16 protein-coding genes are annotated in these 16045 nt (G+C 30.4%); 4 read left to right on the top strand and 12 right to left on the bottom strand.

Annotated elements, in window-relative coordinates; genetic code table 11:
* Positions 1-45: 45 nt before the first annotated feature.
* Positions 46-354 carry a hypothetical protein gene (locus BM077_RS12640; protein WP_089750850.1) on the top strand — a complete coding sequence of 103 codons (309 nt, stop codon included), beginning with the start codon at positions 46-48 and terminating at the stop codon, positions 352-354.
* A gap of 38 nt (positions 355-392) precedes the next feature.
* Positions 393-701, top strand: coding sequence for a hypothetical protein (locus BM077_RS12645; RefSeq protein WP_089750853.1), 309 nt, complete (start codon positions 393-395; stop codon positions 699-701).
* Positions 702-771: 70 nt separating this feature from the next.
* Here BM077_RS12645 and BM077_RS12650 read toward each other — a convergent pair whose 3' ends face one another.
* The 8 genes from BM077_RS12650 to BM077_RS12685 form a co-directional block, all read right to left on the bottom strand.
* Entirely contained in the window at positions 772-1515 is a 744-nt protein-coding gene (locus BM077_RS12650; protein ID WP_089750855.1) for a sulfotransferase family 2 domain-containing protein, read from the bottom strand.
* 87 nt (positions 1516-1602) lie between these two features.
* Entirely contained in the window at positions 1603-2529 is a 927-nt protein-coding gene (locus BM077_RS12655) for an NAD-dependent epimerase/dehydratase family protein (RefSeq protein ID WP_089750857.1), read from the bottom strand.
* 49 nt (positions 2530-2578) lie between these two features.
* Positions 2579-3847: a glycosyltransferase gene (locus BM077_RS12660; protein WP_089750858.1), complete on the bottom strand. Its 1269-nt coding sequence runs from the start codon at positions 3845-3847 to the stop codon at positions 2579-2581.
* 3 nt (positions 3848-3850) lie between these two features.
* Entirely contained in the window at positions 3851-5008 is a 1158-nt protein-coding gene (locus BM077_RS12665; RefSeq protein ID WP_089750860.1) for a glycosyltransferase family 2 protein, read from the bottom strand.
* 220 nt (positions 5009-5228) lie between these two features.
* The gene (locus BM077_RS12670; protein WP_089750862.1) at positions 5229-5981 is read right to left on the bottom strand and encodes a sulfotransferase family 2 domain-containing protein; all 753 of its coding nucleotides are present in this window, start codon (positions 5979-5981) and stop codon (positions 5229-5231) included.
* A gap of 119 nt (positions 5982-6100) precedes the next feature.
* Positions 6101-6865, bottom strand: coding sequence for a sulfotransferase family 2 domain-containing protein (locus BM077_RS12675; RefSeq protein ID WP_089750864.1), 765 nt, complete (start codon positions 6863-6865; stop codon positions 6101-6103).
* A gap of 81 nt (positions 6866-6946) precedes the next feature.
* Positions 6947-7702 (bottom strand): sulfotransferase family 2 domain-containing protein, encoded by a 756-nt coding sequence (locus BM077_RS12680; protein WP_089750866.1) that lies wholly within the window; start codon positions 7700-7702, stop codon positions 6947-6949.
* 98 nt (positions 7703-7800) lie between these two features.
* On the bottom strand, positions 7801-8565 hold the full coding sequence (locus BM077_RS12685) for a sulfotransferase family 2 domain-containing protein (protein ID WP_089750868.1): 765 nt from the start codon (positions 8563-8565) through the stop codon (positions 7801-7803).
* Positions 8566-8756: 191 nt separating this feature from the next.
* Here BM077_RS12685 and BM077_RS12690 point away from each other — a divergent pair, with 191 nt between their 5' ends.
* Complete coding sequence (locus BM077_RS12690) at positions 8757-9638, top strand: adenylate kinase family protein (protein ID WP_089750871.1); 882 nt, start codon at positions 8757-8759, stop codon at positions 9636-9638.
* A gap of 119 nt (positions 9639-9757) precedes the next feature.
* On the opposite strand, the gene BM077_RS12695 is transcribed toward BM077_RS12690, so the two are convergent.
* The 4 genes from BM077_RS12695 to BM077_RS12710 form a co-directional block, all read right to left on the bottom strand.
* On the bottom strand, positions 9758-10522 hold the full coding sequence (locus BM077_RS12695) for a radical SAM protein (RefSeq protein ID WP_089750873.1): 765 nt from the start codon (positions 10520-10522) through the stop codon (positions 9758-9760).
* A 181-nt stretch (positions 10523-10703) separates the two neighbouring features.
* Positions 10704-12119: a Na+/H+ antiporter NhaC gene (gene nhaC, locus BM077_RS12700; protein WP_089750875.1), complete on the bottom strand. Its 1416-nt coding sequence runs from the start codon at positions 12117-12119 to the stop codon at positions 10704-10706.
* A 198-nt stretch (positions 12120-12317) separates the two neighbouring features.
* Complete coding sequence (locus BM077_RS12705; RefSeq protein WP_089750877.1) at positions 12318-12698, bottom strand: RidA family protein; 381 nt, start codon at positions 12696-12698, stop codon at positions 12318-12320.
* Positions 12699-12853: 155 nt separating this feature from the next.
* Positions 12854-14227 carry a tyrosine phenol-lyase gene (locus BM077_RS12710; RefSeq protein ID WP_089750879.1) on the bottom strand — a complete coding sequence of 458 codons (1374 nt, stop codon included), beginning with the start codon at positions 14225-14227 and terminating at the stop codon, positions 12854-12856.
* A 473-nt stretch (positions 14228-14700) separates the two neighbouring features.
* Here BM077_RS12710 and BM077_RS12715 point away from each other — a divergent pair, with 473 nt between their 5' ends.
* Complete coding sequence (locus BM077_RS12715) at positions 14701-15747, top strand: ISLre2 family transposase (RefSeq protein ID WP_255361644.1); 1047 nt, start codon at positions 14701-14703, stop codon at positions 15745-15747.
* The last annotated feature ends 298 nt before the right edge of the window (positions 15748-16045 follow it).

The following is a 16045-nucleotide window of genomic DNA, read 5'->3' on the forward strand; positions in this document are numbered from 1 at the left end:
TTACTTTCATATCATATATTAAAATCATTATAAGGGGGGAGCCGAATGTTTCTTGAGAATGAAACCTTTAAAGAAGAATTGCATAATGAATATGAAGGTCAACTTGTTCTTGTAGAATACGAATGTAACGGAGTTGCCAAGTCAGCTATAGGCAAATTACACATCATTGGAGCCGACTATATCGACTTAAAAGTCTATAATAATGAACCTATTGAGGACGCTGTGTATTGTCAAAATGACTATGAAGAAATTGAATTCACATCTGACACATCTCCACCAGTAGATTACGGGATTTTCAGACTGCTAATCTACTTAAACAACGTAAATGCAGTCGAATTAAATCCTGAGATTTAATAAATTTAAAATCATACACAAGAAAGGAGGCAGAAAGAATGCTTAAAGATACCACCTCTGACCAAAGATTAGAGACAGTCTATCAAGATAAAATGGTATTTATTGAGTTTGAATCTGATGGTGTTTTAAAGGATGCTATTGGTAGGTTACAAAGATTTGGGGCTGATTACCTTGAACTATCTGGTCCTAATGACCTTACTGGTAATGAAGACGTTATCATAAGAGCACTAAATGATAACAACTGTAAAATGGAAGAAGTAACTACAGTTGATAGAGCTATAATAAAAAAAGAGGATGTCTGTGCAGTCGGTGCTATAGCACCAGAAGATGCTATAGGAAACCTTTAATAATTAAATATAAAATAAGAGCAGTATGACCATACTGCTCTTAGCTTATAGCTTCTAAATTTATATTATTCTATTTCATAGAGTTATTACACCTTGTTCTAAATTCATCTAACTCTTCTTTTGACTCAAGACTTAAATTTTGAATTTTACTCTCTAATCTGCTTTTAGCATAATTATATAACTCATTGTCTAATTCATTATTTTCTCTTATGAATTCAATTACTTCTTGTGAAATTTCATCCAATGAAAGACGGTCCTGTGATATATTCTTCTTTGTATAGTCTATATCTACCCAGCCCAATTCTTTCTTCATTAAAAATATAGATTCAACAAACATTTCTGTTATTCCAACTACTGCAAAATGTTTCTCTAAATTCTCCTTTGCTATCTCTAAATTTGGAGGAGCCTCTGCTGATGCGTAACGAGTTTGAGTATTTTTAGTCGCAAACTCAAAATCCGTTTTAGTAATAAATTCCTTTAGACTTAAGCCTTGAGCTCCACCATGACGACAATATAATGAAAGCATCCTTTCAATAGGATCCCTTAGCATAGTAAGATAATTATATGCCCTATTAAAAGGTTGATGTACCTCTCCAAAACAAGCATGTCCTTGTAAACATCTTATCTGTTTAATTCTCTTTTCAGACATTTCACTTAACTCTTCTCTAAATTGATATATGGTTCCAAAGGTCCAAACCTTATTTGGTTCATACTGTCTTTGGATTATCTCCCGTAATGTAGTTCCCCCGGTTTTGGGAATATGCATAAAGACTAATAAGTCTTCTAGATCTTTATTACTATCACTTAATTGCACTTTTCTCCCCCCTTAACTGTATAAAACTAGACAAAGATTATAAGTAGAGTACTACAAGTCCATAATACTCCACTTATAATTAATTTATTAAATAAGTTCCGACCAATCTTCAATTAATAATCGGATCCCCTCTTGTAATGAAACTCTTGGTTTCCAATCAAGCTCACTAATAGCTCTATTTATATCAAGTACATTAATTGGAACATCCTCTTTTTTAGCCTGCTCATAATTAACCTTTATTTCTCTTTCTAATACTGTTTTAATCTGTGCACATATTTGGTTAAGTGAATGTCCTTCTCCATTGCCAATATTAAAGACTTTATACTTTCCCTTATAATCTATTAATTTAGACGCTGCTCTTGCTACATCTGATACATGAATGTAATCTCTAATTATATTACCATCTCCCCAAATATGAATCGGTTCATTACTTAACGCTCTCTCTAAAAAAGTAGTGACTGCACCTTGACTTGCGTTTAAGAACTGTCGCCCTCCATAAGGGTTAGAAATCCGCATAATAACAAAATCTAATCTATATAAATACCAATATAACTGTAGATACTTTTCTATCGTTAACTTATGAATACCATAGGAACATATAGGATCTGTCGAATGTACTTCAGATATTGGTATGTTATTAGTGATTCCATATATTGTACCTCCTGATGAAAAGAAGATAACTTTTTTTACATCATTCTTCTTACAGTTATTAAGTAACTTTAATGTTGGCAGTACATTTGACTCTATATCAAACCCCATATTTTGATTAGAATTCCTCGGCACAGTAGTACTGATTAAGTGAAATACTACATCTACACTCTTTGTTAGTTCATCAAAAGACTCACATTCTACAAAATCATTAATAACTACCTCAATTTTATCTTCCATATCATTAAAACTACTATAATCAGGTTGATTTTTATCAAATAGTATTACATTATAGCCTTTATCTACTAAATATTTGCACAGATAAGACCCTAAAAAACCAGCCCCTCCTAAGACTAAACATTTCATTTTTACCAACTCCCAAACTACATATTAAGAACTAACATAATTACTTAAACTAATTATATATTTCTTCAAGTTTATCTACGTAGTCTGATACAGTCTGTTTAAAAGAAATTGCCTTAGAAGCTTTAACAACTTTTCTATTATTATTTGCTAACCCTCGAATTGTCCTGGCTAATGCTTTATGATTGCCAGGAGGAACAAGAAAACCTGTGACTCCATCCTCCACAAGACTAGAAAGCCCTCCTAAATTAGAAACAACTAAAACTCTTTTTGCTGCTAATGCTGTTAAAGCTGTCAGCGGAGTATTCTCATACCAAGTCGAAGGAATCACTACCACATGAATATCTGCTAATACTTCATGAAACCTCTCTTGTTCGAAAGTCCCACAAAAATTTATCCATTCTACTTCTTTTGCACTCTTTTTAAGTTGTTTATGAAAACTATTATTATCATTAAATCCTCCCCATATTTGCAACTCTATATCTTTTCTATTCTTTAATTGTTTACAAGCATTGATAATAATTTGTGGACCTTTAGTTGGCCTCAATGTTCCAATAAAAGCGATTTTAAGCTTGCTATCTATTGACACTTCTCCAAGTTTATAAACTTCTTCCGCCCTTTTAGGAACAGGAAATGGATTAATATATTCATTAGGACATATGAATTCATTTTTATAAAAAAGATTCTGTGTAAATTTATTTGAAAATAATACTCCATCTAATTTCTTTACTATCTCTCGATGTAATAATATTCTTCGTTGCACCAAGTTTTGTAGATTAGTATTAGCATTTCCTTGATTTAAACCTTTAAAGTTAGAAGCTAATAAGCATAAAAAGCATTTAGAGGGGTTGGGTCCCGAACATAATTCATCATTATGCTTAACAAGTTGATACTTTGGACATAATAACCAGTAATCAGTTGTAGTAAAGAAGGTTTTAATCTCTCTTTGCTTTAAAATATCAACTAATCTAGAAGTTAAATCCATAAGATGAAAAATATGAGCTACATCAGCATTAAAAGAATCTAAAACTTTATTAAATAAACAAGTCAAACGCGGATCATAACTCTCTAACTTCATGCGCTTAATCGGCTCTACAACATCTGGGATATAAAGTCGCCATACTTTATGTCCCCCATATTCATCTGTCTTAACTTGAGGACAATCTGGTATTTCATCTCCTGGTAATAAAGGTTCTGTTGTAAGTATTTCCACACTATGTCCTCTTCTAACTAACTCATCTGCAACCTCTAGTACTAACGTTTCAGTACCCGTATAATATCGTGGAAAAAATTCATGACATGCTAATAATATTTTAGCCAAATATCACACCCCCCTCAAATAGGGAACGATTACTTCAGCTATATCATTAGGCAGATTACCATTTGATTGATAGCTTACCATTACCTCACCTAAAAGCTTTCCCTTTCGACAAGCTGTAAACTGCTCTAAACATAGAAGTAATTCTTTATTAGTTACTCCTAAAAACCATTCACTTATCGTGCTTAAAACAGATTTTATTTCAAGTTCACACTTTTTAGCAAAATTTAATAACCAATCTACATCTAAATTTTTGTCTTTCTTATTAAATACAGTATTGATTAATTGATTAAAATAATTAGCCCTATTACCAGAGTTTATTAAAGCCCCGTTATTCATTCTTAAATCATTAACAATAACCTGATACATTCTTTCAATTACTTCTAGTCCTGCATAAAGGTCCTGTAATCTTATAAAAGAAAGATCATTTCTTAAACGCTCAAGAATTTGTGCAGTATGAATAATATCAAAGATAGTCCGCCTAAGTCTATAATTAGGTATTCGATTATGAGAATGCCTAACTTTAATAGAAGGATCATATTTAACTTTATAACCTCTTAATAATACTCTTTTAGCCCAAGCCATATCCTCTGCAAAAGCAACCTTAGGAAAAGAAATTTCTTCTAAAGCATCTTTTTTATATATCGCACATACATTATCAAACCTAACAACTTTTAAAGCTTCTCCGTAAGACATAGCTTTAAACTCTTGCATTGAATCTATAGATTTTATTTTAATATTACTTCCTAAATGATTATTATGTTGTCTAACTTCAAACCTAGCATATACATCAGCATTATTATGTGGCATTTGTTGACCAGTAACTGCTACTACATCATCTTCTTCCAAGGATTTAACCATTAAATGTATCCAATTATCTGACACTGGTATGGCATCTTGTACAGTAAATATAACTAATTCATAGTCTGTATTTCTAAGAGCTCTATTCCTTGCACGACCATGATTAAATTCTTCTTTATCAATTTGAATAATATCTGCTCCCGCTTCTCTTGCTTCCGCTACAGTTCCATCTGTAGAACCAGAGTCAATTATAATTAATTGAATCTCACCACTATACTTCTGTCTTTTAATCGCTTCTAAACAGTCTTTAAATATTCTTCCACCATTAAAAGTTGGAATAATTATACTCACACTTTTTTTCATTTCTCCATACCTACCTCTTTATTAAAAAGTACTAAATCATCAAATTCATATTAAAATTATAACTTCATTAAATAAAAAGTTATAATATATTATTATGGCACTCTTATTAATAATGTGAGAAGAACTATATAAGTTTCTAAAAATAAAAAAGCATTTGCTTAGCACTAAGCAAATGCGACAAAATTCATTATTTTAATGAAATCTATTATCAATTATCAGCTTAATTTAGCTTCTTATTTTGACAAATGAAATTATTAAGTTTTCTTTTATCTCTATCATTTAAAGCTTTAACCTGCTTTTTTAGTTTTTCCTTGGCATAACTATATAGCTCTAAGTCTAATCTATTTCTCTCTTTTATTGTATCAACTACCTTTTGTGATAAACTCTCATTATTAGGACGATTCCTAGCTACATTCTTCTTAGTATAGAATATATCATCCCAACCTAATTCTTTCTTCATTAAATACACAGACTCATCAAACATTTCCGTTATACCTACTACTGCAAAATATTTATCCAATCTCTCTTTAGCTTTTGCTAAATCGTCTAATTCCAAATCATAAGGAGTACCCTTCTTTCTCCCACAAACTAATAAAGTCTGCCGATTCGAATTACTTAAAGCAAAATCATCATTACTAACAAACTCCTTCAGACCCATACTTTGCACTTCATCATATATAGGAATATTCGGATTCCTCCGTGCACGATAATATTCAGATACTACACGATCAATTGGATTCCGTAGCATAGTAATATAAGTACATGGCCTTGAAAAATAACGATGTACTCCAAAAGGAAAATGAGCAACTATATATTCTATCTTCTCTAATTGCTTTTTGGAAAGTTGATCTACTGTCTCTTTTAATGGTAAATCATCATATGCATGCCAAGTCTCACTCTCAGAATATTGCTTATCTATTATTTTTCGTAATGTTGTGCCTCCAGTCTTTGGTATATGCATAAAGATTAACATCCATCAACATCCTCTCTTCTTAATAAATTTGATTATATTTTATGCAAATACCTAATTCTAGTGAATCTTAATGCAAATTTATAATGGTTAAATAGTTTTTAATCATTAATCACTTTAATTTACTTAATAAAATCATTTAACTCACGCTTAGATTCTGGATCTAAGTCTTTAAGCTTCTCTTTTAACTTCCTCTTTACATACTTGTATAATCTTATATCTAATTTATTTCTCTCTTCTATTATCTTAACTACTTCCTTTGGAACTTCTTCTTTAGACGGATGACTTTTCGTTACATTCTTTTTTGTATAGGACACATCCTCCCACCCAAACTCTTTCTTCATCAAAAATAAAGATTCATCAAACATTTCTGTTATACCTATTACTGAAAAATGTTTCTCTAAATTCTTTTTAGCTTCTTCTAAATCATTATGTTTTAAATTAAAAGGTTTCACTGCCCTTCCTCTAATCATAAAGAGCTGTAAATTTGAATTACTTAAAAATTCATCACTACTAACAAACTCTTTCAAACTAATATTTTGCAATTTATCATATAAAGGATTATTTGGATTTCTACGTCTATGATAATATTCTGAAATCAAGCGTTTAATTGGATTGCGCAACATCGTAACATAGGTATATGGTCTTGTAAAATATTGATGGGCCCCAAACTGAAAATGCGCAGCCATATAATTTATCTTTTTTAGTTGCTTTTTTGGAACCTCTTTAATTCTTTGTTCTAATGGTAAAAATTCATATGCATGCCATCTCTTATTTGATGAATATTGTTTATCTATTATACCTCTTAATGTGGTCCCGCCTGTTTTTGGTATGTGTAAGAAAATTAATAAATTATTTGCGGGACCACTATAATTATTAACTCCCATTATTATTCGCTCCTTTTAATAAATTATTATTATATCTTATGCAAGTAACTAGTTGTAGTGCATCTTAGCAAAGATTAAGCTTTAATGATTAGAATTATTAAACTCTTTACTTTGATGAATAAAGTTGTTTAAATTACGTTTAAAATCAGGTCCTAAGGAATTAATCTGTTCCTGTAAATTATTTTTTGCATAGTTATATAATTCTATATCTAATTTATTCCTCTCTTTAATGATATCAAGTACTTCATTTGACACTTCCTCTTTAGGAAGACGATTTTGCCCTACATTTTTCTTTGTATAAAGTATATTATCCCAACCAAGCTCTCTCTTCATCAAAAGTAAGGATTCATCAAACCTCTCCGTTATACCTACTACCGAAAAATATTCATCTAAATTTCTTTTAGCCTCTTTTAAATCAGCTTTTTCTAAATCAAATGGGTCTTTCTTTACTCCTGTTAATATAGAAACCTGTCGATTTGAATTACTAGCGAACTCATTGCTAATAGCATACTCTTTTAAATTAATACTTTGCATCCTTTCGTGAAAGCGATTAGTTGGACTTCTTCGTATATGATAATATTCAGAAATCATACGGTCAACTGGCTCACGTATCATAGTAATATAGGTATATGGTTCTGGACAATACTCATGGATGCCAAATCTGACATGTCCTTGTACACATCTAAATTGATTTCTATCTTCCTCTAATTCACCTATTGCCCCTTTATGCTTACCAGTAAAAACCTTACTTTCATCATACTGCTTATCTATTATCCTGCGTAGTGTAATACCACCAGTCTTTGGTATATGCATGAAAATTAATAACTTATCTTTCATTCTCTATATCTCCCCTTGATATCAACCTTTATTATATATTATGCAAATAATATTCTTTAGTGTGATTCAATGAAAATTAAATAATAACTTAGTAATTCTTAAGTTTGACTAATAAAATTATTTAGTTCCTCTTTAGAATTAGAATTTAAACTCTTAATTCTAGCCTTTAATTTCTTTTTAGCATACTGATACAACTCTATATCCAACTTATTTCTTTCCTCTATTATTTTAATTGTCTCATTTGAAACATTTTCTTTAGAGGGACGATTCTTAGCTACCCTTTTCCTAGTGTAGGATATATCATCCCAACCTAATTCTTTTTTCATCAAAAATAAAGATTCATCAAACATTTCTGTTATCCCTACCACTGAAAAACAATTATCTAAATTACTTTTAGCTTCCTCCAAATCAGAAGAATCCAAATTAAAAGGATGCTTCTTCCCTCCTGTTATCATAAAGAGTTGTCGATTTGAATTATATGAAAACTGGTCACTACTAACAAATTCTTTAAAACTAATATTCTTTAACTGCTCATACTTAGGAATATTTGGATTACGACGTATATGATAATAGACAGAAATCATGCGATCAATTGGTTTCCGCAACATAGTAATATAAGTATATAGTCGTGTACAATAACGATGAATCCCAAACTTAATATGGCCTTTTATACATTCTATTCCTTGTATATTTTCCTCTGATTTCTTCAACTTATTAATTATTTTTTGATAATCCCCTTCAAAAAACTGATCTTTACGGTATACTTTAGTAATTATGCTCCTTAGCGTAGTTCCTCCAGTCTTGGGGATGTGGAGAAAAATTAATAAGCCACTTGGATTTTTATCATAATAACCCGCTTTCATTATTATCTCATCTCCTTTTAAACAATGAAAATAACTATCCTTTAATCACTATATACTGTAATTTATGCAATAAAGAAAAGAATGTGATGTAACTCTTAATTTCCTTAGCACAAATTTTATAAAAAAGAATAATTATAAAGTAATATGACCACTGGTATAAGAATTATCTTATTATATCTTAAGGAGGAATTATGTCTAAACAACTATTTCTTAACGAAGATATTAAGATTAATGTAAATCAGGTAAGTATTGAAGGAAAGGGAGTGATATTACTTACTGGCCCTTCTGGATGTGGGAAAGGAGAAATATCGAAAGCATTATGTAAATTTCTAGCTATCCCAAAAACTAGACGCTTATCAATGGGGAATATTTTAAGAATGACTATCAGTAAGGCAAAACAAGATAAAGAATTCAAACTTATACTTGCAGATAAATATGATATTAATGATAAGACTTCTATTTTTAATTTAAATAAAAATAAGCCTGAAACAATCAAGGAAGTACATAAGCATAAAGAAAAATTAATAACATACTTAAGGTCAAATAATAATTTCATTTCACAATTCGATTGGTTAGAGTTTTGTGTAAACAGCGGATTATTAGTACCTGACAAATGGACTAAAAAAATCATAAAAGCATTGCTTGAAAATTCACTTGACCTTAGAAATCAAATTACAATCCTAGATGGATATCCAAGAACTATAGTTGCTGCAAAACACCTATTAAAAACATTTGAAAAACTAAATATTCCTATAATAAAAGTATTACATCTTTTTATATCAAAAGAACAAATGAAAGCTCGAACATTAAACAGAAAGAGAGCAGATGACACCAAAGAAAATCTAGAAAGAAGATACCAGTTCTACATAGACAAAGTGCAACCATGTGTTGATTATTTGAAATACTATTTAGGAACAGAAAAGGTTGCACTCATTGATGCTCATCAACCTATCTTTGATAGTAATAAACAAATTGATATTGATGCCTCTATTCATCAAGTGGTACTTAGTGTTATTCAAGCCTTAGAGCTACCAAAAGTAAATTATGCAGGTCAGTCAGTAATAATTGATTGACCTGTTTTTTCAATTTATAGTCTCTCAAATTATTATCATAAAGTAAGCCATTTAGTAACTATGATATCATCATCTATTCTTTTTTTAATTATTAATATACCTTTGCTATTTGCTAATCATTATATTACTTTATTCTTCAACTTTTGCTTTCTTCGAGGTTTTAATTTGCCTACTACTTCTACTTTATCACCTAAAGCTGTAGCAATTTGGTTTAATTTCTTCATAGTTGCTGGTTGTATCCAATTTTCAACTCCAGGTCTATCTAAAGTATTTAACTGTATTCGTTGAGGATTAATTTTATCAATTACTTTTTTAAAGGTTTTAATTTCTTTTTCAGTATCGTTAACTCCAGGAATAATAAATATCTCTAACCAAGTTTCCCCTACATAATTTTTATCTAAATTTATTAATCCATTAATGATATCGTTGATACTTAAGCTAAAAACAGGACGGTTGATTGTTTGAAAAGTACTCTCCAATACAGCATCTAAAGATGGAACTATTAAATCAATCTTCTTAATTCTTTCTAATATTCTTTTGTCAGTAAAGAGACTGGCATTGGTTAATAAAGCTATTTTATATTCTGGATAATTTTGTTTTAAAAAACCAACTATTTTATCTATTTTGCTATGCAAAGTAGGTTCTCCAGAACCAGAGAATGTAATATAGTCAAGTTTTGGTTTTCTTTTGAGGAATCGATCTAACTCTTTAATTACTTTTTTAGTTGGAATATATTCTTTTCTTTCTATATTAAGTTCTGCTCTAGACCCTCGCTCGCAATATATACAATCGAAGGTACATACTCCATTAGGAAGTAAATCTATTCCTAAAGATACTCCTAATCTTCTTGATATTATAGGTCCAAATATATATTTAAAATTCATTTTTATCCTCCTTTTATTATTCTAATTTAAATATAAGAAAAAAAGAATTAAACCCATTGACTGGGTTTAATTCAAAGAGTAAAAGCTAAAATTACAAGAATAATTATAAATAATGTTGGTAAAAATATTTACTAATAGATTAAAAATTAAAAATATTTAAAACAAAATTTTAAAATGTTATTTAAACAGCTATCTCCGAAGTCTGTTTTGAATCTTTATCATCTCTTTTAAAGAGTGCGAAACCCATAAATGCATAAATTATTGTAATAATTGGTGAAATGAAAGGTAAAAATGTATATTGAATATAACCAAGATTAACATCTAGAACATTCTGTATATAGACTGATACTACACCCCATGGTAAAATAGCACATCCTAAAGTTGCTGCTGTCTCGAGTGACCGAGAAAGAACACTATTATGGATATTTAATTCCTTATAAGCTGGTTCTAGAGTTCGACCTGGAATTATCATTGATACCATCATTTCTCCAGTAGCAATAAGCATCATATATGCAGATGCAAGTGTACTTAAGACTAACCCCTTTGGTGTCTTTACATAATTCATAAGAGATTTAAGTAATACTTTTAAAACATTAGTTTTCTCTAATACACCGCCCATAGCAGTACCTGCTAAAATTATAGCAACCGTACTCATCATACCATTTATACCGCCTTGGGTAAGAAGATTATCAATTAACTTAAAACCTGTTTCAGCCACATAACCATTTGCTGCTACATTAATAATTTCAGAAAGATTGGCTCCTTGAGTAAATACTGCAAAAATAGATGCTGTAGCAAAGCTTGCAGATAAGGAGGCGATAGCTGGTACTTTTAAAACTGATAAAATAATCATTAATAAAGGTGGAATTAAAGTTATAAGACTAATATTGAAATTACCTTGTAGAGTATTTAAAATCTTTTCTACAGTTCCTAAATTAACATTACCCGATATATACATCTTTCCCATGATACCATAAATAGTTATACTGATCGCAGCTGTAGGAACAGAAACATAAGACATAGAGCGGATATGATCAAATAAACCTGTACCACTCATTGCTGCAGCTAAATTTGTAGAATCTGACATTGGGGAAAGTTTATCTCCAAATATAGCACCTGACACTATAGCACCAGCTGTCATAGCTGCTGGAGCTCCAAGACCTTCAGCTACTCCCATTAAAACTATACCTATTGTTGCCATTGTTCCAAATGAACTTCCAATTAATAAAGAGGTTATTGTACTAAGGAGAAAACTAGCAGGTAAAAATATTTGTGGTGAAAGTAATTTTAGACCATAATAAACCATAGTTTGAATGGTTCCACCTAAAATCCAAGTCCCTACAACCATACCAATAATCATAAGAATCATACATGCGCCTAATCCATTCTTTATTCCTTCAATTAGAGCATTTTCTATCTCTTCAAATTCATAACCAAAATAAACTGCAATAATAGCAGATGTCATTGCCCCTAAGACTAATGCTGTTTCTAAAACAAGAGCACTATTAATGGAAATTAAAATTACACCAATAACAGCCAATAATGCAAATGCTGCCTCTTTTGTCGTTGGCATTCTGGTTTCTTCATTGTTTTTCATTAATTAAAAATCCCCTTCCCATCCTATAATTTTGTCAATAACTTCATTTCATAAATTATCTTTCACTTTAGCTTTTACTGCTATTTATAATTAGAGTTCGAACATGAGGTTGAATCATTAATGTAGTTACTTTAGTCTAAACTGAGAACACTTAAATTTATTGTAGTTATTTAAGTGTCCTCAGCACCTATAATTTATTTATTTCTTGTAGGCAATAGCTTCAATTTCTAATTTCACATCTTTAGGTAACCTACTTACTTCAACACAACTACGTGCTGGATAAGGCTCCTTAAAGAATTCTTGATAAACTTCATTAATTTTAGGAAAATCATCCATATTACTAATAAATACAGTACATTTAACTACTTTATCTAAATCAGTACCTGCTGCTTCTAAAACTCCTTTAACATTCTCTAAACTTTGTCGAGCCTGTTCTTTTACATCATTGCTAACAAGTTCACCCTCAGGAGTAAAAGGAATTTGACCACTAGTTAGTACTAAATTATCTAATTGTATCGCTTGAGAATAAGGTCCAATCGCTGCAGGACTTTTATCAGTTTTGATCTCTGTCTTTTCCATAAAATAATCACCCTTATTAAAAGTTTTTTATTAATTTCTCTATAGTAATTACAATTTTCTGACATTAAAAATAAATTATGAATGCTACAATAATTGTTTTCAAAGCTACGATTGCTCTAATTAGAGCAATCGTAGCTTTGAATGATATCCTTTAATTACTCAATTGGTTCGAATCTTGAAGTAAAGAATCTTAATACAGGCGGTTCATAAACAAATTTTAATCCTTTAATGCTATCTCGATTCTCATAAAGATTAATTACTGAATCTGCAACAACATCCATATGAGCATAAGTATACACTCTTCTTGGAATAGTTAATCTAACTGTTTCTAATTCAGGATAACAGTGATTCCCATCTGCATCTCTACCTGCTGAAACAATTCCTCTTTCCATACTTCTTACTCCAGAATCAACATATATTGCTGCCGCTAATGCCTGAGCAGGAAGCTGATCTTGAGAAAGGTGTGGTAAGAATGCTTTAGCATCTATAAATACTGCGTGTCCACCTACAGGTTTGATAATAGGAACTCCTGCTTCAGCTAATCTATCTCCTAAATATCTAACCTGCTTAACTCTATGCTCAATATAATTCGGATCTACAGACTCATAAATTCCTTGAGCCATTGCTTCCATATCTCTCCCTGCTAATCCACCATAGCTAGGCATTCCTTCATATACAACTACTAATTGAGTTGCTTCTGTATATATGTCTTCATCATTCATAGCTAAAAATCCACCAATATTAACAAGGCAGTCTTTCTTACCGCTCATTGTACAACCATCAGCATAGCTCATCATTTCTTTAAGTATTTCTGCTACTGTCTTATCTTCATATCCTTCTTCTCTTTCTTTAATGAAGTAAGCATTTTCTACACATCGTGTAGCATCATACATTACTTTTATATCATTTTCTTCAGAAATTTCTTTTACTTTCTTAAGATTCTCCATACTTACTGGTTGTCCACCAGCCATATTTACAGTAACTGCAACACAGATGTAAGGAATTTTATCTGCTCCTACTTCATCTATTAGTTCTTGGTATTTATCCACATCTACATTCCCTTTAAATGGAGCGTCAACTGAAGGTTGATGTCCTTCATCAACAATTACATCTACAAATTTACCACCATTTAATTGTTGGTGAGCTTTAGTAGTTGTAAAGTACATATTTCCTGGGATGTAATCTCCCTCTTCAATCATTATTTGAGATAATAGGTTTTCTGCTCCTCTACCCTGGTGAGTTGGAACTACATAATCAAAGCCATATATTTCTTTCACAGCTTTTTCTAATTTATACCAATTATCACTACCGGCATAAGCTTCGTCACCTACCATTAATGCTGCCCATTGCTCATCACTCATTGCAGAAGTTCCACTATCAGTTAGTAGATCAATATATACTTGGTCTGAATCAAGTAAGAAAGTATTATAACCTGCTTCTTTTATTGCCTCTTCTCTCTCTTCTTTTGTAGTCATTTCTATAGTTTCTACTGCTTTAATTTTAAATGGTTCAGCTGGATACTTTTTCATTTATAAATCCTCCTTTTAATTTTAAACTTTTAAATAATATTAACACTAAAAATTTTTGAAGCTTTGGATTAAATAATTAGAATGAAGTTTAATTTTTTTGATCATTCCCCCTTTTATTTAATGTATCATTCTAACTAATGTCATCTGTTACTATTCATTATAATCAGATTATTAAAAAATGTCAAGTAAATACTAAAATTTTTTTGTAATTAAACGACTTTATTCTACTTTTTATTTCATAAATAGCTTCAAATGTGTTGTTTTTATTTGAATATCTCTTTTAGTTTGTGATTTATTAAATGATTTATTTACTATAATCATACAAAATTAATTTATTTGCAAAAAAATTTTAATAATAATTTTAACATAGTGTAAAATAAATGTAGGTAAATTTAGTACAAAAACTAGAAAAGGGACTCCTCTTTTGATAAAGTGTTAAGTAACCAGCAAAACACAAAAAGGAGGAGTCCCTCATGGATACAATTATACAACAGTTTGGAGAAAAAATTAAGGAAAATACAGAAGAATTCTTAATAAACGTTGCTATAAACAACGGTGAAAGTATTTCAGACTTTATAAAATTGCTTAGAAAAGATATGGATGAGTTAGGAAGAGAATTATGTAAATATCTAATAGAAAATTTAGATGAAATGATTAAAGAGAGTCCAAGTCGTAAGGAGAAATGGGATATAGTTAGGAAAGAAAATAGGACACTAATTACTGAGTTTGGTGAAGTGAAATTTAAAAGAAGATATTATGAATCGAAGTTTAATGATGAATATCAGCACCTAGCAGATAGGAAATTAGGTATAGGCAAGTATCAAAGGGTAGATAGAGGATTAGAAGCTGAGATGGTTGATGCAGCAACGAATGAATCCTATGCTAAAGTAGGGAAAGAAATAGTAAACAGCTTGGAATTAAGTGATCAAACAGTAATGAACAAAATAAGAAAATTAGAAAAAATAGAAAATGATGAATTGAATAATCCAAATGAGAAAAAAGAAGTTGAATACTTATATGTAGAGGCTGATGAAGACCATGTTTCCTTACAAAATGGTAAGAATTCAGTACCAAGGTTAGTTTATGTGCATGAAGGGATTAGCAAGGAAGAAGGAAGAAATAAATTAAAAAATAGTTACTGTTTTTCAGGAATATATAGCAAATCTGAAGAACTTTGGTTAGAGGTACTGGATTATATAGATTCTAATTATGAACTTGATAGTATCAAACAGATTTATCTTGCAGGAGATGGAGCTCTGTGGATCAAAGAAGGTTTAAAATGGTTACCTAAAAGCAAGCAGATATTAGATAGATATCACTTAAATAAATATGTTTTAAAAGCTACAGGACACGCTAAGAAGCTTAGATTTGAACTTTGGGAAGGGATAAATAATTTAGATAGAGCTAAGATCAGAGAAACATTTAGTGAATTAATATCTAAAGCTGAAAAGGAATCAAAGAAGACAGCTATAAGACGAAGTAGAAGTTATATTTATGATTCCAACACAAAAAGCATATAATATTTTCCAATTCATTAAAATATAAATACTAAACTAAGTCTTTTAAATACAATAATAAAAGCATTTAAAACCTCCATAATCGTTGATATAACAGTGATTATGTGGTATAATTAGTATAACAAATAATACTAATTGGGGTGCTTTTATGTTTTCTAAAAATGAATTTCAACAACTGTCTTTTAATGATTCTGTCTTAAATATGCCCGAATATCTTAAAAAAATACTTCAAGATAGCTGGGCTCATCCTTTTCAGCAGATAATATTTCCTGCAATTGATGAAGATAGATTTGAAGTGCTG

Origin of the sequence: Candidatus Frackibacter sp. WG13 (assembly GCF_900114655.1) — a bacterium.
Taxonomy (GTDB): domain Bacteria; phylum Bacillota; class Halanaerobiia; order Halobacteroidales; family Acetohalobiaceae; genus Frackibacter.

Coding starts and splice junctions, on each gene's coding strand:
- BM077_RS12655 (WP_089750857.1), bottom strand. CDS start 2,529: ATGAAATGTTTAGTCTTAGGAGGGGCTGGTTTTTTAGGGTCTTATCTG.
- BM077_RS12680 (WP_089750866.1), bottom strand. CDS start 7,702: ATGAAAGATAAGTTATTAATTTTCATGCATATACCAAAGACTGGTGGT.
- nhaC (WP_089750875.1), bottom strand. CDS start 12,119: ATGAAAAACAATGAAGAAACCAGAATGCCAACGACAAAAGAGGCAGCA.
- BM077_RS12705 (WP_089750877.1), bottom strand. CDS start 12,698: ATGGAAAAGACAGAGATCAAAACTGATAAAAGTCCTGCAGCGATTGGA.
- BM077_RS12690 (WP_089750871.1), top strand. CDS start 8,757: ATGTCTAAACAACTATTTCTTAACGAAGATATTAAGATTAATGTAAAT.
- BM077_RS12640 (WP_089750850.1), top strand. CDS start 46: ATGTTTCTTGAGAATGAAACCTTTAAAGAAGAATTGCATAATGAATAT.
- BM077_RS12685 (WP_089750868.1), bottom strand. CDS start 8,565: ATGAAAGCGGGTTATTATGATAAAAATCCAAGTGGCTTATTAATTTTT.
- BM077_RS12645 (WP_089750853.1), top strand. CDS start 393: ATGCTTAAAGATACCACCTCTGACCAAAGATTAGAGACAGTCTATCAA.
- BM077_RS12715 (WP_255361644.1), top strand. CDS start 14,701: ATGGATACAATTATACAACAGTTTGGAGAAAAAATTAAGGAAAATACA.
- BM077_RS12675 (WP_089750864.1), bottom strand. CDS start 6,865: ATGGGAGTTAATAATTATAGTGGTCCCGCAAATAATTTATTAATTTTC.
- BM077_RS12665 (WP_089750860.1), bottom strand. CDS start 5,008: ATGAAAAAAAGTGTGAGTATAATTATTCCAACTTTTAATGGTGGAAGA.
- BM077_RS12670 (WP_089750862.1), bottom strand. CDS start 5,981: ATGTTAATCTTTATGCATATACCAAAGACTGGAGGCACAACATTACGA.
- BM077_RS12695 (WP_089750873.1), bottom strand. CDS start 10,522: ATGAATTTTAAATATATATTTGGACCTATAATATCAAGAAGATTAGGA.
- BM077_RS12710 (WP_089750879.1), bottom strand. CDS start 14,227: ATGAAAAAGTATCCAGCTGAACCATTTAAAATTAAAGCAGTAGAAACT.